The organism is Leeuwenhoekiella blandensis MED217, from assembly GCF_000152985.1.
Classification (GTDB): Bacteria; Bacteroidota; Bacteroidia; order Flavobacteriales; family Flavobacteriaceae; genus Leeuwenhoekiella; species Leeuwenhoekiella blandensis.
The window spans coordinates 723,650-745,507 of record NZ_CH672395.1 but is presented as its reverse complement, the minus strand read 5'-3'; the positions used below and the strand labels follow the sequence as shown (position 1 = coordinate 745,507).

The window sequence follows — 21,858 nt, the reverse complement described above, 5'->3', positions numbered from 1 at the left end:
CCTTTTCAAATTATAAAAGTCTTAGAGATATAACATAAAAATTAATAGATATGAAGAAAATGATCGCAATTGCAGCATTATTTGTAGCTACTGTAAGTTTTGCTCAAGAACATACACGCGGAGAGCGTCTTAAAAAAATGATGAATACCGCACCAGAAGAAACCGCAGAAATGCAAACAAAACGTCTTACGCTAGCACTTGTTCTAGACGATAAGCAGCAAGAAAGAGTTTATGACCTCTACCTTGCTGAAGCGAAAGAGCGCAAAGCCCAATGGGAAGAACGTAGCGCTAAAAGAAGTACTAGAGAAAAAGGTGTAAAACCAACGGAGGAGGAAATTGCAGCAATGCGCGCGTCAATTAAAGAGCGTCATAAGGCGATGCTAGACAAGCAAATCGCTCACCAAGAAAAAATGCAAAACATTTTAAATGAAGAGCAGTTTGACGAATGGCGTAAACTTAAAATGAAACGTCACGAGCGCATGGCGATGCGAGATGGCAAACGAAGAGACCGTTTTCAAAAACGCAGATCTCAAGAGAGATGGCGTAAGTAAATAGGTTTTAGGTTAAGCCTCTTGAAGAAATTGTTAGATACAGGTTTACCCTTTTGAAGCAAGCTTTGAGATATGAACTCCTTTGGCAATACCAAAAAAATCCCCGCAAAATGCGGGGATTTTATTTTTAAGTAAGCTTAAATTTAAAGCGTGGGTGCTATTTTAGCCACGGCAGCTATAGTTGCATCAAGATCCTCGTAAGTAAGCGCATCAGTAATAAACCAAGTTTCATACGCACTTGGAGCGATATAAACACCTTCGGCTAACAGACCGTGGAAAAACTTTTTAAACGTATCGTTTGCACCCGCAGATGCCGAAGCAAAATCGGTTACCGCCTCTTCAGCAAAATGTACTGAAATCATCGACCCCACTCTATTGATGGTATGCGTGATTTTGTTTTCAATTAATACCTGCGCAATTCCTTTATGTAGGTATTCGGTTTTTTCTTCTAATCGCTTAAAGATTTCGCGGTCACGGTCTAAAGCCTCAAGCATCGCCAGACCAGCAGCCATAGCCAGTGGATTTCCGCTTAACGTTCCTGCCTGATACACCGGACCCAAAGGTGCCAGATGGTTCATAATTTCGTTGCGCGCTGCAAAAGCACCAACTGGCAAACCGCCGCCTATCACTTTACCAAAGGTTACAATATCTGCTTGAACGCCGGTTAACTCTTGCGCTCCACCGGCAGCCAGTCTAAAACCAGTCATCACCTCGTCAAAAATGAGTAATGCCCCGTGAGCTTCACATAAGGCTTTCAATCCTTCAAGAAAACCTTCAGCCGGAGGGATACATCCCATATTTCCCGCAATTGGCTCTAAAATAACTGTTGCTATTTCGTCTTCATTAGCTTCAAAAATTTCACGTACTTGATCCAGATTATTGTATTCGGCAAGCAACGTATCTTTTGCAGTACCTTGAGTAACGCCGGGACTATTGGGCGAACCAAAAGTCACAGCTCCGCTTCCCGCTTGTATCAAGAATGAATCTGAATGCCCGTGATAACAACCGGCAAACTTTATGATTTTATCTCTTCCGGTGAAACCGCGAGCGAGACGCACCGCACTCATACAAGCTTCGGTACCGCTGTTTACAAAACGAATCTTATCAATACCCGGAACCATCTTGACCGCAAGTTTAGCGATCTGTGTTTCCAGCTCTGTGGGTGTTCCAAAAGAGGTTCCTTTCTTGGTTCTTTCAATCACTGCATCAACCACGGGCTGATAGGCGTGACCTAGGATCATAGGACCCCAAGAGTTGATGTAATCAATTAATTTATTTCCGTCTTCATCAAATAGATAAGCACCCTTTGCTTCTTTCACAAAAATGGGGTCTCCTCCAACCGCTTTAAAAGCTCTTACCGGCGAATTTACACCTCCCGGAATTACCTCTTGTGCTTCTGCAAATAATGCGCTACTTCTTTTATAAATCATCATTAAAATCCGTTATACTGTGGGGTAACATTTAGCTGCTGCCCAATACTTATTGTGTTATTTTTTAGACCGTTATTCTTCTTTAGCTCGTCTACCGTAAGATTATACATACGCGAGATACTGTAAAGCGTCTCTCCTTTTTTAACCGTATGAATAGAAACCGCGTTAGAAGGTTCTGGTTTATACTCTTTTATTTTTGTCCCTAAAACTTCTGCATCATAATTATACATCGCATAGCGTTCGATGATGGCTATGAGTTTTTCAGGGTATTTTCTATCGGTCGCATAACCGGCTTTACGCAAACCGCGCGCCCAACCCTTATAATCATCGGGATCCAGATCAAACAAATCTGCATAGCGACTTCTTCCTGTTAAGAATAAAGAATGATCTCTAAAAGAATACTTAGGATCTCTATATTTTCTGAAACATTCTCCCTTTGCATCATCATCGTGATACACGACATCGCCTGTCCAGTTATGGCATTTGATACCAAAATGATTATTCGCTTTTCTAGTCAAATTTCCATTCCCGGCCCCGGACTCTAAAACGGCTTGTGCCATCGTGATACTCGCAGGAATTTTATAGAGGCGCATTTCTTCCTTAGCAATAGGAGCAAAATGCTCAATATAATCTTCAACTTTATCGAAAGGAGCATAAACGTATGCTTTTTCAGTTTCTCGTGAGGTTTCTGCCGGAGCTGTTCTATTGGTATTACGAACTTCATTTGACCTTGAAGGACGTACGCTAACTTTACGCTTGGCTGCACGCTTGCTCCCGCCACAACCTACGAGTAGCACGCTTATTAGTACTAATGAAAAAACCTTTTTTATCATATCAAATAATCTGAGGATATCCTTTTTTTGAAAGTTTAGCATTCATTCCGGCAATACCTTGCAGGCCTCCAGTATGAACGGCTAAAATACGGGTATTTTTAGAGAAAAACCCATTGCGCATAAGATCTGTAAGACCAAACATCATTTTACCGGTATACACAGGATCTAGCTGAATCCCGTGCTGCTTTTTAAAATCATTTATAAACTGAACAAGCTCCTCATTCACTTTTGCATAGCCTCCAAAATGATACGTATTGATAAGTTCCCAATTGGCTTTTGAAGTATATTTTTTAATTTCAGCATTTAGAAAATCACCTTTTAAAGCCGGAAAACCTAAAACCTTTTGATGCGGAAGACTGGCTTCTACAATGCCCGCAATAGTTCCTCCTGTTCCCACAGCACAAGCGATGTAATCAAAATCTTTTGTGTTTTCTGATAAAATCTCTTTACAGCCTTTTACAGCGAGTGCATTTGTTCCTCCCTCTGGAATGCTATAAAAATCACCAAATTGCTCCTTAAGCATTTGGTTGAATGCTGCGCTTTCTTTTTCCCGATAAGCTTTACGTGTAACGAATTCAAATTGCATTCCGCATTCATAAGCAAACTTCAAGGTAGGGTTTTGCTGAAGCGTTTGATCTAAGGTAATGCCCAATTCTTCACCGCGTATGACTCCGATCGTTTTAAAACCACAGCGCTGACCGGCTCTGGCGGTAGCCGCGATATGATTAGAAAATGCTCCGCCAAAGGTAAGAAGTGTTTTTTGACGCAGGTTTTGAGCTTCAATCAAATTATACTTGAGCTTTCTAAACTTATTGCCAGAAACAAATGTGTCAATTTGATCTTCGCGTTTGATAGCTACTTCTAGGTTAAATTCGTTTCCTACAAATCCATTTAATGCACTTATAGTCAGGTCATAAAAATCATTCTCAAAAAAACCTACATCACTCATTTTACGTAATTAAAACGCAAAAATAAGATTTATGTTAACGTACACAGAACAAGTTTAATAAGAAGATCCTAGTCTTTATTAAGCCTTAGCCTAGAATCTACGCTATACAACCGCAACCTACTCAGCGTCAAGTAAGAAAAGTATTAAACAATTTCGTCAAATCGTTTAATCATAATGAAGCAATGAGTATATTTGCACATATCTTAATATAAACCGATTAAAATAATAATTATTTAAAATAATACTGAATACACCCCTAATCCCCTAACATTATGAAAATACGTTTGATTTTCCCTAGGATCATTCTTTTTCTATTCTTATTTACTTCAATAGCTCAGGCTCAAGTAGGAATTGGTACTACTTCGCCAGCTGGAGGTTCTTTATTAGACATTTCGAGTACTGATAAAGGGATATTGATCCCAAGAGTAGACATCGCAGATTTATCAACAGCAGCTCCAGTTACCGAAGATTTGACCAATAGTGAAAGTCTTTTGGTTTACAACACCAATACCACGACCGGAAAAGGTTTTTATTACTGGGATAGTACCCAGTGGGTAGCTGTTGGTGGTTCTGGAGAGAATATTTACACTAGCGACGGAAGCCTCCCTGAAACTAGAACAGTGAACCTTGACGAGAACATTTTACGTTTTGATAATGGTGTCGGACGCTATTTAAATTTGCAGGGAGCATCTGTATCTGATAATAATGATCCTTTCTTGTTTACAACCTTTAATGCATTACGATTTGATATTGACAATGCTCCTGTTCTTTCGCTTGATAGCGATCAAAATGTAGGGGTTGGTTTATCAGACGCAAACGCCAAACTTCACATTTTTGAAAATACAGGTACTGCTGCTTCGGCTAGTACAGGAACACTTGTTTTAGAACACGGAAATGAAGGAGGAGCATCTTCTATAGTCTTCAAGAGCAGATCTAATAACAATAGTGATTATGGCTATTTAAACTTTTCTGATGATGGCAGCGGCAACGGATCATCCAATGAAAATGCCTTATTAGAAATTGGCATTCAAAATGATACTCCGGGAGCTTATCAAGATGATATCAATATTGCTTCTACTGGTTCGGTAGGTATAAGTAACCGCACCCCAAATAGCAGCGCCTCTTTAGATTTAGGCGCTAACAATCGTGGACTTTTACTCAATAGAGTCTCTTTGAACTCAATTACAGATAATACGACTATTCAAAATCCAGCTACTGGATTGTTTGTCTACAACACAGCTACAGCCGGATCTGGCACGACAAGGGTACAACCCGGCCTTTATTATTGGAATGGAACAATATGGTCTAGGATTTTCAAAAGTGGTTACTCTGTCCAATACAAACAGAATGCAGATGCTAGAGCAGATAATAACACAACGGTTTATGTAAACATCCCTGGCCTTACAAACATTTCATTTACAGCACCAACAACTGGAAAATATCAATTGATTCTTAATGGATATCACTCTAGTGGAACTCCTATTAATTCAACATTTCAGTCACGGCTTCAGCAAAATGGAAGCGATTTTAACACGTATTATATCAACGAGCAACAGGACGGTGCAAGCCAAGGCTCTATAAGAATACAACAAAACGGAACTACCATTGGCGAAAAATATGTTACCTCAGTATCTAAAGCTTTTCCGGGTCAATCATTTTATAGCCTGGCTCAAAGTCTTGTGATCATTATCAATGTTGATTTGATTGCCGGACAAACATATACTTTTAACGTGCAAGGTAGAGAATGGGCACGTTATAATGCAGATCGTGGACATTTTGGTAGACAAACAAGTGGTGTTTATGCGGGAGCGAATGGCGCTGCAAATACCCAATACGCAGATTTGACGATTACTTTGATCAACGAATACTAAACATACCTCAAAAACTCAAAAAACGGCCTTTGCTTTAAGTAGTTAAGGTCATTTTCTTTTGCATAGGCTTCTTGCTCAAAACTTATAGCGTGGTACGCGGCATACCTCGATCTCAAACGTACTAAATGCAACAAAAATTCTAAGACATACCAAAAATAAAAGAAGACGACGAGCAACTCCAGCTGCTGCTTTAAATGAATCTTCTCATGATTCAAAAAAACTCTATCCTCCCTAAGACGGTGACTCTTTAAAAACACAAAAGGCCAAACTGCACAACCAGAGAACTTTTTAAAGAATTTTGGGATAACAATATAAATTGGCATAGGTGGCTTATAATTGTACTAAGATACAATCAAGAAGTAGTTTTAAGCATTTTTTCACGTAGGACTATCTTTTCTTTTCATAACTTTAATAGCGTGAATTCTTTTAAAAAACGAATCCCTTTAGAAGAAGGAGATTATTATTTGACGCCAGAAGGCTACCGATGTTTTACTGAGCAATACCTCCTAAAACGAGGATATTGTTGTAAAAGCGGTTGTAGGCATTGTCCCTACGGTTTTGACAAAAATCGAGAATAAACTACCTCAGGGCAAGCCCTTGAGGTATTGCTTGGAAACAAATTTTCAATTTCGAGGTAAGCCTCGGAGCATTAAACCTTTGGCGGTGCCAATAAATTATTATTCTTGGTATAATAGTTGATGCTTAATCCCTAGAATAGAGCTCGTTCTATTTCGGCTGATTCAAACATTTAAAATTATAATTATGAGAAAAATTAAACCCTTTTTACTACTTGCTGTAGTCGCTTTACTATCGGCTTGTAGTTCTGTACGTGTCGCTTCTGACTATGATCAAAGTGCCGACTTTACAAATTACAAGACCTTTGCATTTTTTAAACCGGGGATTGATAAAGCTGAAATATCTGACTTAGACAAGAGAAGAATTTTACGCGCAATTGAAACTGAAATGCTTGCTAAAGGCTTCGTGAAATCTGATAATCCTTCTATGCTGGTGAGTATTTTCACCACTGCCCAAGAACGCGTAGACGTTTACAACAATTACGGTTGGGGCTGGGGTGCCTGGGGGCCTTGGGGACCGTGGGGCGGCGGTTTTGGAAACACCGTTTCTAGAACTACCGAAGGTACATTATATATAGATCTGATTGACGCTACCAAGAAAGAATTGGTATGGCAAGGTCAAGGCACCGGATATTTAGCGCGTAATGTAGAGCGTAAGCAAGAACGTATTGACGAAATTGTAGGTGAGATTATGCAAGAATATCCACCGAAGCAAATGGCTTCTAATTAAGAAGTAATAAACTATTTAAAAGCCCTCAATTGAGGGCTTTTTTTATGCATACGATTGAAGTTTTTTCCGTGTAAAGTCAGACAACACCAGTTTGCCACTTGTTGCCGCTCGTGCTTCTAAAAGCTTTTCCCAAGGCTCAGTATTGGACCAAAACATTGTTTTACTTTCGGCTAAGGCTTCAGGATTATAGCTTGCTAAATCTCCTGCTAATTTTTCCACGGCTTGATCCAAAGCTTCCACAGTTTCAAAAACCGAGGCGTACAATCCCTTCTCCTTCGCCCATTCTGCAGCATAGAATTCCTGCGCATTGATGGTCACCTGTGAAAATGCCGAAACTCCGATCTTACGTTCTACAGCAGGTCCTATCACAAAGGGACCAATCCCAATACTGATCTCACTCAATTTAATTGAAGCGTATTTGGTTGCCATACAATAATCGGCAGCAGCAGCCAGACCTACTCCGCCGCCCACAGCCTTACCTTGAACACGCACAATTGTAAGTAATGGACATTTACGCATCGCTAAAATGACCCGCGCAAAACCCATAAAAAAATCTTTGCCTTGCGTTTCATTCTCGATAGCAATGAGCTCATTAAAGCTTGCTCCCGCACAAAATGTACGATCTCCCCCACTTTTAATAACCAATACACGCAAATCACTACGCGCTCCGGCTTCGGTAATAGTATGTTCTAATTTCTTGAGAATTTCGGTAGGAAGTGCATTATGATGAGGCGTGTAGAAAGTGATAGTTCCCACAGCTTTTTTAACATCAAGCGTTACATAAGATTCTGGCATATATTTTCAGTAAAAAGTAGTTTCTATTAAAAATTTATCAAATTTATAGATATAAGAACATTATTTATAAACATATTCTTATTTTTCATTAGTAAATTACGGCAAAGCAATTTGAACTATTTCGTTGTTTTCAACGTGCTGTAGAACATGAACATTACCGTAATTAATCCCAATTTAAGGATCAAGAAGCATTGAGTTTATGAGTCAGGTTTTAGATAAAAATATAGAAACTAATCCACTTATCGAGCGTCTTCCTGCGCATTTAAAGCAATACATTAAACCGCAGAATTACGACAATTATACCGCGATCAACCAGGCGGTGTGGCGTTATGTGATGCGTAAAAACGTCGCATACCTTAGTACCGTTGCACACAAATCCTATTTAGATGGTCTCAAACAAACCGGGATTTCTATCGATCACATTCCCAATATGTATGGAATGAATCGCATTTTAAAAGAAATTGGCTGGGCAGCAGTCGCTGTTGACGGGTTTATTCCACCGGCGGCATTTATGGAGTTTCAGGCGTATAATGTTTTGGTTATTGCTTCAGACATCAGACAGCTAGAGCATCTTGAATATACTCCCGCGCCAGATATCATTCACGAGGGCGCCGGCCACGCGCCTATTATTGCCAATCCTGAGTATGCTGAATATCTAAGACGCTTTGGTGAAATTGGGTGTAAAGCGATTTCTTCAGCTAAAGATTATGAGTTGTATGAAGCTTTACGCGAACTTTCAATCTTAAAAGAAGCGGAAGATACGCCGCAAAGCGAAATTGAAAAGGTAGAACAACGCGTAGATTTTCTGCAAAATAATATGGGAACGCCTAGTGAAATGGCGCTGATAAGAAATCTGCATTGGTGGACAGTTGAATACGGACTCATAGGAACTCCGGAACAGCCAAAAATATACGGAGCCGGCTTGCTTTCTTCTATTGGAGAAAGTGCTTGGTGTATGACCGATAAAGTGAAAAAACTCCCCTACGCAATCGACGCTGCCCAACAGGAATTTGACATCACAAAACCGCAACCTCAACTTTATGTAACACCTAATTTTGCCTTTTTGAGCGAAGTCCTTGAGGAATTTGCCAACAGCATGGCGTTGCGCACCGGCGGTCCCGAAGGTTTGCAAAAACTGATTGACAGTAAAAATTTAGGGACGATAGAACTCAGTACCGGTTTGCAAATTTCTGGAGTGTTTACAGAAATGATCCTTCATAAAGACCGGGTTTCTTATGTGCAAACACAAGGAAAAAGTGCGTTGAGTTATCACGAGAAAGAGTTGGTAGGTCACGGCACGATCAATCACCCTGATGGCTACGGAAGCGCTGTAGGTAAACTTAAAGGCATCAATCTCGCTATTGAAGATATGAGCCCCAAGGATTTACTGGCGTATAAAATCTCTGAAGGAAATAATGTTAACCTTGAGTTTGAAGGTGGCATCACGGTTAGTGGGGAGATCATTACCGGAACACGGAATCTTAAAGGAAAAATCATTCTCATCAGTTTTAAAGAGTGTACCGTAAGTCTTGGCGAACGTATTTTATTTAAGCCCGAGTGGGGAATTTACCATCTCGCAGTGGGCAAAAGGATCGCTTCAGCTTTTGCGGGACCGGCAGATTTTAATTCGTTTGATTTAATTCAACATAAGATTTCTTCTACAACAGCAAAGCCAAAAATGAGCGCACAACGCCAAGAGTTGGAAGATCTCTATCTTGCTGTGCGTAATTACAGAGAAGGAAAAGACACTAAGTTTTCGCCTCAGGCTGTTCTCGACATTCTGAAAAAAAGCCACCCCAAAGACTGGTTACTTTCGGTAGAATTGTATGAACTCGCTAAGGATGAGAACCATACCTCTTTTATGACTGAAATCCTTCAACATTTAGAACAAGTCAAAGTGCAAAATCCTAAGGTTAAACATCTAATTGAAGACGGACTAGAACTAGTCTAAAAGTGTTTTCAATTCTTGTGACGAATTGATAGGTGTTGTGTTGTATTGCAAGGTCCAACCCAAAGTATTGGTCACTACATAAATATTGGCAAGCTCGGCAAGGAGTCGGTTTTGGGCATTGCTAGGCAACTCTGAAGCTTCAACTTTTTTCTTAACCGAAACCATCACGCGCTTTTTAATTTTGTTATAATCTGAAGCTTCAAACTGATTTAAATAATCTTGCGAAACGTCATAATATTCAATATCGGGATTGATATTGATCTCTGGATCCGGAATTTTTTTTATCGTGATGATCTTATTTTCGGGATCAACTTCAGTCTCTAAAGCGCGTAGATCGTATGCGATAGTCACTTTAGCATTAATCACTACTAAAGCTTTTTTATTTGCCTCAACCAAATTAAAGATCTGTTTTGAATCTTTATAAGTAAAAACCTGCGCAAAAGAACCTTCGGTCACTACAAGCTTGCCTACGTTTTTAATTTCCTTTTCAATGAGCTGCGTCGCTTCAATTAATTGATCGCGCTTTTCATTTTTAGTATTAAAATATTGATAGGTGAAATACCCGAGAACGAGAAGAAGAATTACAATTAAGACTTTCCGCATAATGAAAGATTAAAGAATCCTTTCAATTTATCTATTAATTACGGAAAGAAAAAAGGAAGCTGCCAATCTTAACAGCATATTATATAATATTGTTTTGTCTGGCTTTTTCTACAGCTTCGATCTTGCTGTGCACCTGCAATTTCTTATAAATATTCTCGATATGTTTACGCACCGTGCTTGGCGAGAGAAACAGATTTTCGGCAATTTTAGTATAACTCAGACCTTTACTCAACTGTTCTAAAACTTCGACCTCTCTTGAAGATAACGAGATTTCTTCGCGCTCTTGCAGATTACTTATTGACTCTGGATTGCGCAATAATTTGAGCGTACGCATCGCTATTGAAGGATTCATGGCAGCCCCGCCAGAGAGTGTTTCTCTAATTCCTTTTTCAAGAATGTCTGGAGATGTTTCTTTTAGTAAATACCCATCTGCCCCGGCTTTGATCGCATTAAAGATATGTTCATCATTATCAAAAACGGTAAGCATAATGATCTTGATCTGCGGATACTTTTGCTTGACTAAAGCAGTCGCTTCGATACCATTGAGCACCGGCATTTCAATATCCATCAATATCAGGTCTATATTTGAATTTTCATCAAGCTTGGTCAACAAGTCGGCGCCGTGAGCCGCGATAAACTTCAGCTTAAAATCTTCAAAAAAGGAAAGCTTTTCAGCTACTGCTTTAGCTAAAAAAATCTTGTCGTCAACGATGGCTATTCTTACAGACATAGAAAGCTAGAAGATTGTTAGAAAAAATCCGGAAAAGTCCCCTAACTCTTTTCCGGATGATATATTCAAAAACAGTATTGTAATTGATAGTGCTAAACTAGCTTCAACGGGCACAAGAAGCAATAGGGCATTTGCCTTATTTTATTGATTAGATCTCAAAATTGTAACCACTTTGCAAAAGTTCTTCATATTTTTCAGCATCAAAGCGGTACAAAAATGCACCTCGTTTAGATCCCGACTTATCTTTCTCATCAAGCTTTACGAGCACTTTAAGTGATAAAGCTTTCTTTCTAAAATTACGAGGATCCAATTCTCGTTGATAGATTGCCTCATATAATTTCTGTAACTGCGGAATGGTAAATTTTTCAGGAAGCAACTCAAAACCAATTGGCTGATGTCGCGCTTTACGTCTTAATTTATCTAAAGCATCTTGAACCATCAAGTCGTGGTCTAGAGCCAACTTGGGCAATTCTTTTAACGTATACCAATAAGCCCCGTGACTTTCTACAAGTTCCTTATCATAATCCTGAAGACGTATCAACGCGTAATGCGCCACAGATAAACAACGATATCCAGGATCTCGATCTGCTTTACCATAGGTTTTTGACTGCTCTAAAAAGATTTGATCAAGCCCGGTAATTTCTTTTAAAACTCTTCGTGCAGCATCGTCTACATCTTCATCAAGTTGCACAAAGCTTCCAATAAGTGACCAAATCCCAGAATCTGGCTCCACACGTCTTTTAAAGATAAGCAACTTTAAATCTCCATCGTCAAAACCAAAAACGATACAATCTGTCGCGACGTATAATTTCTCATTATCGGCATAAAAATCATTGTTTGAAGCGTGCGCAATACTGGCTGAGCTTGGAGTCATATAAACCTATTTTAAGCGTACAAAATACGTTTTTTTAAGCAATATTGGTAGTCTGCCTCAAATCACCAAGAAAAGCGTGTTTTTCACGACTCTAATAAAACCTTTGTACCACCGGGTTGGTTTGAGCTAATCTCAATCTTTGCGTTTATATCTTGAGCACGTTTTTTCATATTTGCTAAGCCATTACCCAAAGAGGCATTTAGCATATCAAAACCTTTACCATCATCCACGATAGACACGCGATATGTCGCAGAATCCCGAGTGAACAGACTTACATTTATATGTTGCGCTTGCGCATATTTTAAGGCATTATTAACCGCCTCTTGAATTATGCGATAGATATTTACACCTTCGATCGCAGTAAATGCAAAATTATCAGGCCCTTCATTTTTATAGCTAAAACTAAACTGCACCTCATCTTTGCTGCTTTGGGCGCGCTCGATGAAATTAGAAATTCGCGTTTGTAAATCTTCGACAGAAATTTTTTCTTTATTCATCGCCCAGATCGTATCCCGCAACTCATTGATGGTCGTTGACGTAAAAGCGCTTATACTGCTCAATTTATCAAGTATAACTGAATCTGCATCTTTAAGACGATATTTGAGATTATCAATACTCGAAATGATAAATGTAAGCTGCGAACCAATATTATCATGCAGATCTCTTGAGATGCGCAAGCGCTGCTCCTGAAGTCGGTTTTGGGTCTCGATCTTTGCTAAAGCGACTTGAAGTTCGTGCTCTTTTTGCAGCTGACTATTTTTCAATTTTTGTCTGCTGTAGATCAAGTAGCCTAAAAGTCCCAATACAAAGGCTAAAGCCAGACTGCCATAAATAAATGCATTTTTACGGCGCACTTCGAGATCCTTTTCAGCAAGCTGGGCACGCTGCTCGAGGATTTGGTTCTCTTTTTTCTCGGTTTCATATTTGACCTCAAAATCTGTTATTTTTTCTTGAAGATCTTCATCTATCAAGGTTTTTGAAGCTTTCTGATAGTTGTTTGAATACTCATAGGCCTTCTTAAACTCGCCTAATTCATAATAAGTTTTAGCAAGATTTTTATACAACTTGGCGCTATCGCTTGGGTTTTCAGCTTGTACTATAAAGGGTTCTGCTAGCTCCAGATAGTATTTTGCCTGCTGGTAATTCTCCAACTCAAAATAATTAGAACCTACATTAAGATAAACCACGCGCAAGGTTTGATTATCCTTTTGAGCAAGAGCACCATCTATTACGGGTTTATATAATTCGATTGCTCGCTCAAATTGACCTTTAGAAGTAGCGACTTGAGCTAGAGCAGTTTTTGCAAACAAGACAAGTTTACCATAATTCTCCTTTTCAGCCTCAAGAATTAAGTTTTCAAATTCAGCTTCAGATTTATTGAGCATTACAGTATCTTGAATATCCTCAGCCAACTCCCTATGCATATTGGCCACATTATACTTTCCATTTAAAATATCTTGTGGCGTACCGTGTTTCTCTTTTATAACCAGCGCTTTTTCATAGAACTCCAAAGCCTTTTCAAGCGCATCCATATCTTCATAAATGAGACCCAGATTATTTAAAGACCGACCTAATGCTGTAGAATCCTTAAGCTCTTTAGCCAGATTTATTGCTTCTTCGTGAACATCAATAGAAGCTTCAGCTTGCCCTAGATATGACATTGCCAAAGCTTTATTATTCAAAAAGGTAAGCACATCGTCCTTCTTTTTATTTGATTTAGCAAGTTCTAGCGCATTGCTAAAATTCTCTAAGGCTTGCTTAAAATCTCCTTGATAAAAGTTTAAAACTCCTTGATCGCCATAGTAAATTGACTTCAGTTGATAATCTTCAAAACTCTCTAATTGTGCCCAAGCCTTCTTATAATAATAATGCGCAGAATCATATGTTGAAGTCTGAATAAAGAACTTGGCTTTAATGAGCAAGCCCCTAATTTCAGGTTTTAATTGTTTAGTTCTCTTCCCGTATTGAATGAGTTTTCGTGTGTAGTAATCTGCTGAATCATTTTCCTTGTACTCAAAGACTTCAATAAGCCTCACGTATGCTTCAGTTTTATCTTCAGCTTTGCTCTGTGCAATAACTGTTTTTAAACTATCAACTTTATTTTGATTGATTTGAGCCTTCACCTGAAAACTTAGCAAGCAAAAAGTGGCAATGAGAATCCTAAACATCATAATTTTAGCACTATAAAAAAACACGTAAAATAACCCTATTTTTTTATTTTTCAAGCCTTTGAATGCCATTTTGGACTTATTTGACACATAAGTATCTCCTTAAGATTATACTCTTGGAAGTCGTATTGTTTCAAATTAAGCGCTCTCGTTCTTATTTGAATTTGGTGTATTTCAAGTTTCGATTGTAATTGTTGACAGCGGTAAGCAGATGCTAAGCGATCCTTTTTTCGTAGACAAAAACAAATCAAAACCATACCAGCGGCTATAAGCGAAACCGCCAATAAAAAACCCAACACGTGCGCACTTTCTAAAATCATAGGCTTAATGCATTACTTACTCCGTAAAAATTTTGAGTTGCTTTTTAACTTCCTCCGCAGAAACTTCAACGTTTTTTGAAGCATACCAATCTGCCATTTTATCTATAGAAGCCGAATTGTCTCGCAAACTCACCAGAAATAAATCAATCGCAAGTCTAATCACAATAAGCAAAACCGCTGCAATAAAACCGGCATCGAGATACACTAAGAAAAAACCAGAAAGCACTACCACAAACTGCTGAATGAATATGCGCAAATAGGGTTTGATCATCAACTCACTAGCTGTAAATTTCAGGTAGCGTTTTTCTCCCAGAAAGTCGGTTATAAAAGAAAAGCAGTTATTGAGAATTATGCTCAAGAGCAAAAGCCACATACCATCTAATTGGAGTAGCGTCCAGTAATTCTTTAAAACTGAAATACCATCTGTAAAAAAGGTGCTTCCTCCTAACTCAAAAAATGTAAAAGCAAAAATGCTCTGTATCGCCACAAAAAAACCATAATGCACCAGAAAAAAGAGAATGATCCCAAATCCTTGTGTGCCGCCATTGTGTCGTTTGTACGCGACGCAAAGAGCCATTTTCAATGCATTTAATATCCCAATAATAATGGTCTCAAGAAAATAAGCCATCACAATACTCCACGGTGTTACAAAACCTACTGCCAACAGCATCAATAAAAACATCGCATTTAGATACAATGCGGCATTAGACTTGTCGGGTCTCGCAACTTTTAATAAAACAGTTGAGTTGAACTTTTCCATCTAAAATGAATTTATAAGCTGAATACAACACCAGATACTTACCAACACCAGCAGTATTAAAACAAAGCGTTTATGGTTTGATTTTAAGCTTAACTGCTTTGCTCTATAAAAACATAAGAATGCGGTAATCAAAGCAGGAATAGCGATATAAAACTGTAGAAAATAGAGGTGTAAAAAACTAGCAAGCAACGCAACAAGTGTATACACCATCGCAGCGAAGCTATAAAAAAAGGCAATTTTGGCTTTAGAAAAACGATAGCCAAATTGACGTTCTACCACTCTAAAAATCAAATACCCTAACGGGATACTTAAACCCACAACGATAAAAATGAGATGCATCTTTTAGCAATTAAGAATCCCGAAGCACTCGATAAGCACTTCGGGAGTTTTTTAGTTTAAATTATAGGCATAGATGGTTTTATTATCTGCTTTGTAATACAGCACACCACCATAATCATCAACCTTATATTCCGGTTTTTTATCTTCTAGAATGATCTCTTTTTCTATCTCGCCGTTGGCTTTACTCACTTTTGCAAGCCCCGTACCATCATCAAGTTTAGTCAAGATAAATTGTGCATTTTCAGTCGCTGCTGAAGCCTTAAAACGTTTGTTTAGATATTCAAAAGAAGCATCTGCCATACCAGCAAACATATCCTGCGCACGTTTAGCCTCTCTTCCGTATTCATTATAATTTCTAAGATTATTGGTATTAACCGCGTGACCACGCATATTAGCACCTGCTGCCATTGCAGAGGTCATAGTTAACGCTGTACTGGCAACTGCAGTAACACCCCCAACAATTTTACCAAAAGTACTGCGACCTGGAGATTTTAGATAGGTGTGATATTGTGTGTCGCCATCAAAATCAAGCAAAGCCATATTTTGATCGCTACCTAAGTAAATTCCGTTATCGCGAACGCTTAGTGTACTCGGGTATTCTTTTTCTTCAAACTTCACTTTTGCTAAGGTCGAAATCTCACTACTTTCTGCATCTATCGCAAATAGCTCATCGTCTGCATTGATCAAGTAGCGGTTGTTTTTCGCATCAAAAGCTGAAGTCACGCTGTTAACGCTTTTGTATTTCAACGGTTTTTTCCAAACCTGATCCCCGGTTTTTAGGTCAACAATATTTGCATCTTCAGAAGTGATATAGATGAGTCCGTTAGGGGTTTCTGCCATCAACTTGATATCTTCTCCTGTTTTAAGCGGTTTCTTAAATAAAGGAGTTCCATCAAAAGAAACTTTATTGATTCCACCTTCATAAATACCGAATAATACACCATCATCCATCACGTAAAAATGCTGTACAAAACCTTTAGTTTTTGGCGCTTTATCCCACAAATCTTCGCCGGTAGAAGCACTCAAAAAGTTGATCTTAGATTCTGAACGACCCGCTAAAATACTTTTTCCCGAAGTGTCCTTGTCACTTACCACGATAAGCCCTTGAGGTAGGATTTGAAAATTACTCACCACACCTTGAACCTTGGGAGCATCTTTCCAAATTTCCGCTCCGTTCGCCCCTATTTTATACACTTGCGTATTGGTCTTTGCATCGTTCATTTCAATGGCATAGATATCGCTTTCATCTTCGTTAGTAACCATCCAATTCACACCTTTCACCTTATTCTCCCAAAGCGTTTCTCCGGTTTTGGTCTTAGCATAAATACCTTGCGTGGTAGGCACAAGTAATTTATCCTTCAGCAATAGCGGCGTTCCACTAACTGCAAAATATTTAGCTGTGGTTTTTCCTGGTTTGATCAAGAAAAAAGAATAATCAAGCTCACCGGTGAGCAAGTCATATACTGCGATTTTTGGAGTTACAGATTCTGCCTGACCACCGCCTTTTTGCAGTCCGCTGATCACGAGTTTGTTCTCTGGCATCATCACATCTGCAGTTTGCACGGTTTTCCAGTCGTATTTTTCAGTACTGAACAAAACCTCACCAGAGATATAATCGATCACTGCTTTCTTGCTTGAAAAACCCGATAAGGCTTTGATACCGCCTACTCCATTTTGATCTACCATCAAATAGGGCGAATTTGGAATATATTGTACTTCTTCAGGCTTTACGCTTCCATAATCGGTAAAATTGAAAACCAACTCATTTGATCCCGGTTTGATCCCAGCCAGACCGTCGTTTGTACAAACAACGAGCGTTCCACCCAAAGTAAGCGTCATATCATTAATTCCGGCTCCCACATCATAGGTATAATCCGGTGCTTCTGCTTTTTGAGCAAAAGTCATTGCAGTGACAAAAAACAGCAGTAAGGTATTTTTTAAATGGTATAATTTAAGTTTCATAATTGTACAGGTTAAAAGTTTTTACAGGCTCAAAATTGCCTGATTATCAAGCCGAAATCAATACGGCAATTGCCTTATTATTTCAAAAACACTTGGCTTTGTAGAAAAAAAAAGAAGTCAGAAAAAGGTATAATCCAACTCCTGACTTCACGTAAAAACCTCAACACTTGAGATTTTATATATTATTGAATAGTCACATTAAACGCTCCGTTGGTTACGGCAACGGTTTGACTGGTGTTACTCGTTAAGTAACCGGTAAAATTGAAGGTTCCCGTTACCGTACCGCCTGCAGTATATTCGGCGATCTTGATTTCGCCGTTAGAAGCTGCACCTGTTGAAGTGGTAAACACCATCGCACTATTAAAGTTTGAGGTATCTTCGAGATAGGTATAACTGCCCAGACTCACGCCATTAAGGTCATAGGTGCCCACGCCTTCAAAACCGATAATCATAATCTGAATATTTTCAGAATCCATCGTTCCGCCGGAAATGGTGAGGGTTTGTACTCCGCCGGCATTGCTCTCCACCGCGGTTGTAGCTTCGGGAAAGGATTCAAAAGAAGCGCCATCAACAGTAGCGGTCAATTCGCCATCGCCGGCTGCGCTTGTACCGCCATCATCATCTTTTGAACACGCGGTTAGAACGAGTAGGCTAAAAAGTAAAACTGAAGTAATTCTTGTAATTGTTTTCATGGTTTTAGGTTTAAAATACAGAACAAAACTCCTGTAAATCAAAGCACTAATCCATAAGGCAATTGCCGTATTTAAAATTGAAAATGAGGAAAATCTGCTTGTAACGCACGTTTTTTAGCCTCTAAGTTTTTGAGAAATTTCTGATGCGCTTCAGAATCTGGATTGAAAGCTTTGTGCCCCAAACCCTGCTGAACTTCCTGAACCTTTTGCATTGTTTTTTGGGTTTCTTCAGAAAAGTAAACCGAAGAAAAGCGCTCCCAGATATAATCAACCGCCAAAGCATTGGGATGGATCAAATCTCTGTCATAAAAACGGTAATCGCGAAGCTCATCCATCATAAGTTCGTACGACGGAAAATACGCCATATGCTGTGAGTCATCTAAAACCTGATGCATTCCCGCAAGCAAATGGGCTTTACTACGCTGATTTTCTACAAAACCATCTTTAGTGTGTCGCACGGGCGAAACAGTAAAAATCACCTGCACTTGCGAATTCACTTTAGCAATTGCTGAAAGCATACGTCTTGTAGTTGCTGCAATGGCATCAACAGAAGTCAATTCTTTCTGAAAAGCTTTCTGCGGAATCTTATGACAATTGGCAACAATTTTATCCTGTTCCAAATGCCGATACCCCCAAGACGTACCCAAAGTGATCACAATATGCGATGCTTCCGCTAGCTGATGTTTGGTCTCAACAAGTGCCTCATTTAATAATTGGGTAGTTTCAGCTGCTGATGAAGCGCTTAATGCGGAATGTGCATCAAAGCTTACAAACCTGCCTTGTAGTTCTTCAAGATCAGCTTCAAAAAGTTGCTTACTAGAAACCGCCAATTCTAAAAATCGCGCGATCGCCTCTGGATGAAATAAGATCCCAAATGGATTTATCGTAGTCCGAAATTTATAGTACGTAAGCTTGGCTCCTATATTTTCTACAAAACAACTTCCTACCAAAAACAAACGCGAGTGATAATCTATAGGATTACCACTCGGTTTTAAAGGTATGGTTGTTTGTAATTTCAAATCTTACTTTTTAACCCAAATACGTTTTTACTTCGTTCAGCGCTTGAGCAATGCCGTCAGGATTTTTTCCTCCTGCGGTTGCAAAAAATGGCTGACCGCCACCGCCTCCTTGGATAAATTTACCCAACTCGCGTACGATGGTTCCTGCATTTAAGTCTTTCGCTTTAGCTAATTCCTTATCAATATAACAACTTAACAATGCCTTTCCGCCTTGACGCGATGCCAATAAAAGAAAGAGATCATCTACTTCACCGCCCAACTGAAATGCCAAATCTTTGATTCCGTTTGCGTCGAGATCGACTTCTTTGGCAAGAAATTGAACACCATTCACTTCTTGAATTTCAGTTTTCAATTCGCCTTTTACATTCTTTGCTTTTTCAGCAAGAAGCACTTCTAATTGCTTTTTAAGCTCGTTATTTTCAGACTGAAGGCTTTCAATAGATTTTGCCGGTTCTTTAGCATTGTTCAATAAACTGCGCACCGCTTCTAACTGTTCATCCTGCTCTTCAAAATATTGCATCACTGCATCACCGGTAATCGCTTCAATACGACGAATTCCAGAAGCTACAGCACTTTCTGATTTGATCTTGAAATACCAAATATCGGCAGTGTTTTCAGCGTGGGTTCCCCCGCACAATTCCATAGATTTCCCAAAACGAATGGTACGCACGGCATCACCATATTTTTCACCAAATAAGGCAATCGCACCTTCTGCGATCGCCTGATCGTAAGGGATCGCACGCTGCTCTTCAAGCGGTAATTGCTCCTGAATGCGCGCATTTACAAACTGCTCGATATCCTTAAGTTCTTCGGCAGTCACTTTTGAAAAGTGCGAGAAGTCAAAACGTAAATAACCGCTATGCACCATAGAACCTTTTTGCTCTACGTGTGTTCCTAAAACGGCACGCAATGCCTGATGCAGCAAGTGTGTCGCCGAGTGATTTGCCTGAGTTCTGTGACGCTGTTTTGCATCAACAACCGCGGTAAAGGTCTCGTTTAAATTCTTCGGAAGGTTTTTAGAAAGGTGAATAATCAAGTTATTTTCTTTCTTGGTGTCAGTGATGTAAACCACATCGCCGTTGGCCGCTTCCAGATATCCTTTATCGCCAACCTGACCGCCGCCTTCAGCATAAAACGGAGTAAGATTAAAAACCAACTGATATTGGTCTCCTTCTTTCTTCGTGTTTATTTTTCGGTAACGGGTAATGCGCACCGGAGTTTGCAGCGTGTCGTATCCTACAAATTCTTCCTCGCTATCTTCTTCAACTATCGTCCAGTCTCCTGCTTCAATTTTTCCGGCAGCACGAGAACGGTCTTTCTGCTTTTGTAATTCGGTTTGAAATGCTTTTTCATCAAGCGTATATCCCTTTTCTGAAAGGATCAATGCAGTAAGATCTATCGGAAAACCGTAAGTGTCGTACAATTCAAAGGCCTTGGCTCCTGAAACTTCTTTTCCTTTAGTTTCTGCAATAATAGAATCAAGCAACACCAAACCTTGATCTAAGGTGCGTAAAAAGCTCTGCTCTTCTTCTTTAATTACATTGAAAATAAGGTTCTGTTGTTTTTTAAGTTCAGGAAAGGCTTTGCTCATCTCATCTACCAAAACGCTAACCAATTTATAAATAAATGGCTCTTTGGTATTTAAAAAGGTAAATCCATAACGCACGGCACGGCGCAGAATACGTCGAATCACATAACCTGCTCCTGTATTACTTGGCAACTGGCCGTCTGCAATTGAGAATGCTACTGCGCGCACGTGATCTGCGATCACACGAATGGCGATATCTGTTTCTTCGCTTTGACCATATTTTGAATGCGCGATGGTCTCGATCTCACGAATGAGCGGTGTAAACACATCGGTATCGTAGTTTGACGTTTTATCCTGAAGCACCATGCACAGACGTTCAAAGCCCATCCCGGTGTCAATATGTCGCGCCGGAAGGTTTTCAAGAGAACCGTCTGCTTTTCTATTGAATTGTATAAAAACGAGGTTCCAGATCTCTACCACTTGCGGGTGATCTGCATTGACCAATTCTGCTCCGGGAGTTTTTGCTTTTTCTTCTTCAGAACGTAAATCCACGTGAATTTCAGAGCAGGGTCCGCAAGGACCTTGATCGCCCATTTCCCAGAAATTGTCTTTTTTATTTCCATTCAAGATACGGTCTTCAGCTACGTGCTTTTTCCACATATCATACGCTTCAGCATCACGCTCAAGCCCTTCTGAATCATCACCTTCAAAGATGGTTACATAAAGTTTATTCTTATCGATCTTATAAACTTCGGTAAGTAATTCCCAAGCCCAATCGATCGCGTCTTGTTTAAAATAATCTCCAAAACTCCAGTTCCCCAGCATCTCAAACATCGTGTGATGATAGGTATCTTTCCCCACTTCTTCCAGGTCATTATGTTTTCCGCTCACGCGTAAACATTTCTGAGTGTCAGTGACACGTGTATCTTTTGGAGTTCCGTTACCCAGAAAAAATTCCTTAAATTGGTTCATTCCGGCATTGGTGAACATCAGCGTAGGATCGTTTTTGATCACCATGGGCGCAGAGGCCACGATGGAATGGTTTTTGGACTTAAAAAAAGATAGAAATTGATCGCGTATTTCTTGGGATTTCATGAGTGAATTTTAGAGTAGCTTTTGCCAAAATATGATTACCGGCAAACTATTTTTTATATTTGTTCGTTACCCCTTATTTAAAT

19 protein-coding genes are annotated in these 21,858 nt (G+C 39.4%); 5 read left to right on the top strand and 14 right to left on the bottom strand.

Going from position 1 to position 21,858, the window contains the following annotated elements:
* Positions 1-50: 50 nt before the first annotated feature.
* Positions 51-551, top strand: coding sequence for a DUF4890 domain-containing protein (locus MED217_RS18440; protein WP_009779043.1), 501 nt, complete (start codon positions 51-53; stop codon positions 549-551).
* 143 nt (positions 552-694) lie between these two features.
* Here the strand turns inward: MED217_RS18440 and hemL are convergent, their stop codons facing one another.
* The 3 genes from hemL to MED217_RS03200 are packed head-to-tail and all read right to left on the bottom strand — an operon-like array spanning position 695 to position 3,763.
* Positions 695-1,981, bottom strand: a complete 1,287-nt coding sequence (hemL, locus tag MED217_RS03210; RefSeq protein WP_040533186.1) for a glutamate-1-semialdehyde 2,1-aminomutase — start codon at positions 1,979-1,981, stop codon at positions 695-697.
* Positions 1,982-1,983: 2 nt separating this feature from the next.
* On the bottom strand, positions 1,984-2,814 hold the full coding sequence (locus MED217_RS03205; protein WP_009779041.1) for a glucosaminidase domain-containing protein: 831 nt from the start codon (positions 2,812-2,814) through the stop codon (positions 1,984-1,986).
* 1 nt (position 2,815) lies between these two features.
* The gene (locus MED217_RS03200) at positions 2,816-3,763 is read right to left on the bottom strand and encodes a 1-aminocyclopropane-1-carboxylate deaminase/D-cysteine desulfhydrase (protein ID WP_009779040.1); all 948 of its coding nucleotides are present in this window, start codon (positions 3,761-3,763) and stop codon (positions 2,816-2,818) included.
* 272 nt (positions 3,764-4,035) lie between these two features.
* On the opposite strand from MED217_RS03200, the gene MED217_RS18435 reads away from it, so the two are divergent.
* The 3 genes from MED217_RS18435 (at position 4,036) to MED217_RS03185 (ending at position 6,939) form a co-directional block, all read left to right on the top strand.
* Positions 4,036-5,634 carry a hypothetical protein gene (locus tag MED217_RS18435; protein ID WP_009779039.1) on the top strand — a complete coding sequence of 533 codons (1,599 nt, stop codon included), beginning with the start codon at positions 4,036-4,038 and terminating at the stop codon, positions 5,632-5,634.
* Between the two features lie 416 nt (positions 5,635-6,050).
* Complete coding sequence (locus MED217_RS19090) at positions 6,051-6,212, top strand: C1orf53 family protein (RefSeq protein ID WP_195891552.1); 162 nt, start codon at positions 6,051-6,053, stop codon at positions 6,210-6,212.
* A gap of 184 nt (positions 6,213-6,396) precedes the next feature.
* Positions 6,397-6,939 carry a DUF4136 domain-containing protein gene (locus MED217_RS03185; RefSeq protein ID WP_009779037.1) on the top strand — a complete coding sequence of 181 codons (543 nt, stop codon included), beginning with the start codon at positions 6,397-6,399 and terminating at the stop codon, positions 6,937-6,939.
* A gap of 42 nt (positions 6,940-6,981) precedes the next feature.
* Here MED217_RS03185 and MED217_RS03180 read toward each other — a convergent pair whose 3' ends face one another.
* Positions 6,982-7,734, bottom strand: coding sequence for an enoyl-CoA hydratase/isomerase family protein (locus MED217_RS03180; RefSeq protein ID WP_009779036.1), 753 nt, complete (start codon positions 7,732-7,734; stop codon positions 6,982-6,984).
* Between the two features lie 199 nt (positions 7,735-7,933).
* Here MED217_RS03180 and MED217_RS03175 point away from each other — a divergent pair, with 199 nt between their 5' ends.
* Positions 7,934-9,685 carry an aromatic amino acid hydroxylase gene (locus MED217_RS03175; protein ID WP_009779035.1) on the top strand — a complete coding sequence of 584 codons (1,752 nt, stop codon included), beginning with the start codon at positions 7,934-7,936 and terminating at the stop codon, positions 9,683-9,685.
* Here the strand turns inward: MED217_RS03175 and MED217_RS03170 are convergent.
* From MED217_RS03170 to alaS, 10 genes are all read right to left on the bottom strand, one after another.
* Entirely contained in the window at positions 9,677-10,288 is a 612-nt protein-coding gene (locus MED217_RS03170) for a DUF4230 domain-containing protein (RefSeq protein ID WP_009779034.1), read from the bottom strand. The genes MED217_RS03175 and MED217_RS03170 overlap by 9 nt on opposite strands.
* A gap of 79 nt (positions 10,289-10,367) precedes the next feature.
* Positions 10,368-11,018 (bottom strand): response regulator, encoded by a 651-nt coding sequence (locus MED217_RS03165; RefSeq protein WP_009779033.1) that lies wholly within the window; start codon positions 11,016-11,018, stop codon positions 10,368-10,370.
* A 148-nt stretch (positions 11,019-11,166) separates the two neighbouring features.
* Positions 11,167-11,892 (bottom strand): NUDIX hydrolase, encoded by a 726-nt coding sequence (locus tag MED217_RS03160; protein WP_009779032.1) that lies wholly within the window; start codon positions 11,890-11,892, stop codon positions 11,167-11,169.
* Between the two features lie 83 nt (positions 11,893-11,975).
* Complete coding sequence (locus MED217_RS18430; RefSeq protein WP_195891551.1) at positions 11,976-14,063, bottom strand: tetratricopeptide repeat-containing sensor histidine kinase; 2,088 nt, start codon at positions 14,061-14,063, stop codon at positions 11,976-11,978.
* A gap of 333 nt (positions 14,064-14,396) precedes the next feature.
* Positions 14,397-15,140: a DUF6498-containing protein gene (locus tag MED217_RS03145; RefSeq protein ID WP_009779029.1), complete on the bottom strand. Its 744-nt coding sequence runs from the start codon at positions 15,138-15,140 to the stop codon at positions 14,397-14,399.
* Complete coding sequence (locus tag MED217_RS03140; protein ID WP_009779028.1) at positions 15,141-15,479, bottom strand: hypothetical protein; 339 nt, start codon at positions 15,477-15,479, stop codon at positions 15,141-15,143. It lies immediately after the preceding gene.
* Between the two features lie 51 nt (positions 15,480-15,530).
* Complete coding sequence (locus MED217_RS03135; protein ID WP_009779027.1) at positions 15,531-17,441, bottom strand: outer membrane protein assembly factor BamB family protein; 1,911 nt, start codon at positions 17,439-17,441, stop codon at positions 15,531-15,533.
* A gap of 182 nt (positions 17,442-17,623) precedes the next feature.
* Positions 17,624-18,133, bottom strand: coding sequence for a DUF6252 domain-containing protein (locus MED217_RS03130; protein WP_009779026.1), 510 nt, complete (start codon positions 18,131-18,133; stop codon positions 17,624-17,626).
* A 71-nt stretch (positions 18,134-18,204) separates the two neighbouring features.
* Positions 18,205-19,152: a GSCFA domain-containing protein gene (locus MED217_RS03125; RefSeq protein ID WP_009779025.1), complete on the bottom strand. Its 948-nt coding sequence runs from the start codon at positions 19,150-19,152 to the stop codon at positions 18,205-18,207.
* 10 nt (positions 19,153-19,162) lie between these two features.
* Positions 19,163-21,775: an alanine--tRNA ligase gene (gene alaS / locus MED217_RS03120; RefSeq protein ID WP_040532554.1), complete on the bottom strand. Its 2,613-nt coding sequence runs from the start codon at positions 21,773-21,775 to the stop codon at positions 19,163-19,165.
* Positions 21,776-21,858: the final 83 nt, after the last annotated feature.

Excerpts from the sequence above, each read along its gene's own strand:
- MED217_RS18440 (WP_009779043.1), top strand. The coding sequence starts at position 51 with ATGAAGAAAATGATCGCAATTGCAGCATTATTTGTAGCTACTGTAAGT.
- hemL (WP_040533186.1), bottom strand. The coding sequence starts at position 1,981 with ATGATTTATAAAAGAAGTAGCGCATTATTTGCAGAAGCACAAGAGGTA.
- MED217_RS03205 (WP_009779041.1), bottom strand. The coding sequence starts at position 2,814 with ATGATAAAAAAGGTTTTTTCATTAGTACTAATAAGCGTGCTACTCGTA.
- MED217_RS03200 (WP_009779040.1), bottom strand. The coding sequence starts at position 3,763 with ATGAGTGATGTAGGTTTTTTTGAGAATGATTTTTATGACCTGACTATA.
- MED217_RS18435 (WP_009779039.1), top strand. The coding sequence starts at position 4,036 with ATGAAAATACGTTTGATTTTCCCTAGGATCATTCTTTTTCTATTCTTA.
- MED217_RS03185 (WP_009779037.1), top strand. The coding sequence starts at position 6,397 with ATGAGAAAAATTAAACCCTTTTTACTACTTGCTGTAGTCGCTTTACTA.
- MED217_RS03180 (WP_009779036.1), bottom strand. The coding sequence starts at position 7,734 with ATGCCAGAATCTTATGTAACGCTTGATGTTAAAAAAGCTGTGGGAACT.
- MED217_RS03175 (WP_009779035.1), top strand. The coding sequence starts at position 7,934 with ATGAGTCAGGTTTTAGATAAAAATATAGAAACTAATCCACTTATCGAG.
- MED217_RS03170 (WP_009779034.1), bottom strand. The coding sequence starts at position 10,288 with ATGCGGAAAGTCTTAATTGTAATTCTTCTTCTCGTTCTCGGGTATTTC.
- MED217_RS03165 (WP_009779033.1), bottom strand. The coding sequence starts at position 11,018 with ATGTCTGTAAGAATAGCCATCGTTGACGACAAGATTTTTTTAGCTAAA.
- MED217_RS03160 (WP_009779032.1), bottom strand. The coding sequence starts at position 11,892 with ATGACTCCAAGCTCAGCCAGTATTGCGCACGCTTCAAACAATGATTTT.
- MED217_RS18430 (WP_195891551.1), bottom strand. The coding sequence starts at position 14,063 with ATGATGTTTAGGATTCTCATTGCCACTTTTTGCTTGCTAAGTTTTCAG.
- MED217_RS03145 (WP_009779029.1), bottom strand. The coding sequence starts at position 15,140 with ATGGAAAAGTTCAACTCAACTGTTTTATTAAAAGTTGCGAGACCCGAC.
- MED217_RS03140 (WP_009779028.1), bottom strand. The coding sequence starts at position 15,479 with ATGCATCTCATTTTTATCGTTGTGGGTTTAAGTATCCCGTTAGGGTAT.
- MED217_RS03135 (WP_009779027.1), bottom strand. The coding sequence starts at position 17,441 with ATGAAACTTAAATTATACCATTTAAAAAATACCTTACTGCTGTTTTTT.
- MED217_RS03130 (WP_009779026.1), bottom strand. The coding sequence starts at position 18,133 with ATGAAAACAATTACAAGAATTACTTCAGTTTTACTTTTTAGCCTACTC.
- alaS (WP_040532554.1), bottom strand. The coding sequence starts at position 21,775 with ATGAAATCCCAAGAAATACGCGATCAATTTCTATCTTTTTTTAAGTCC.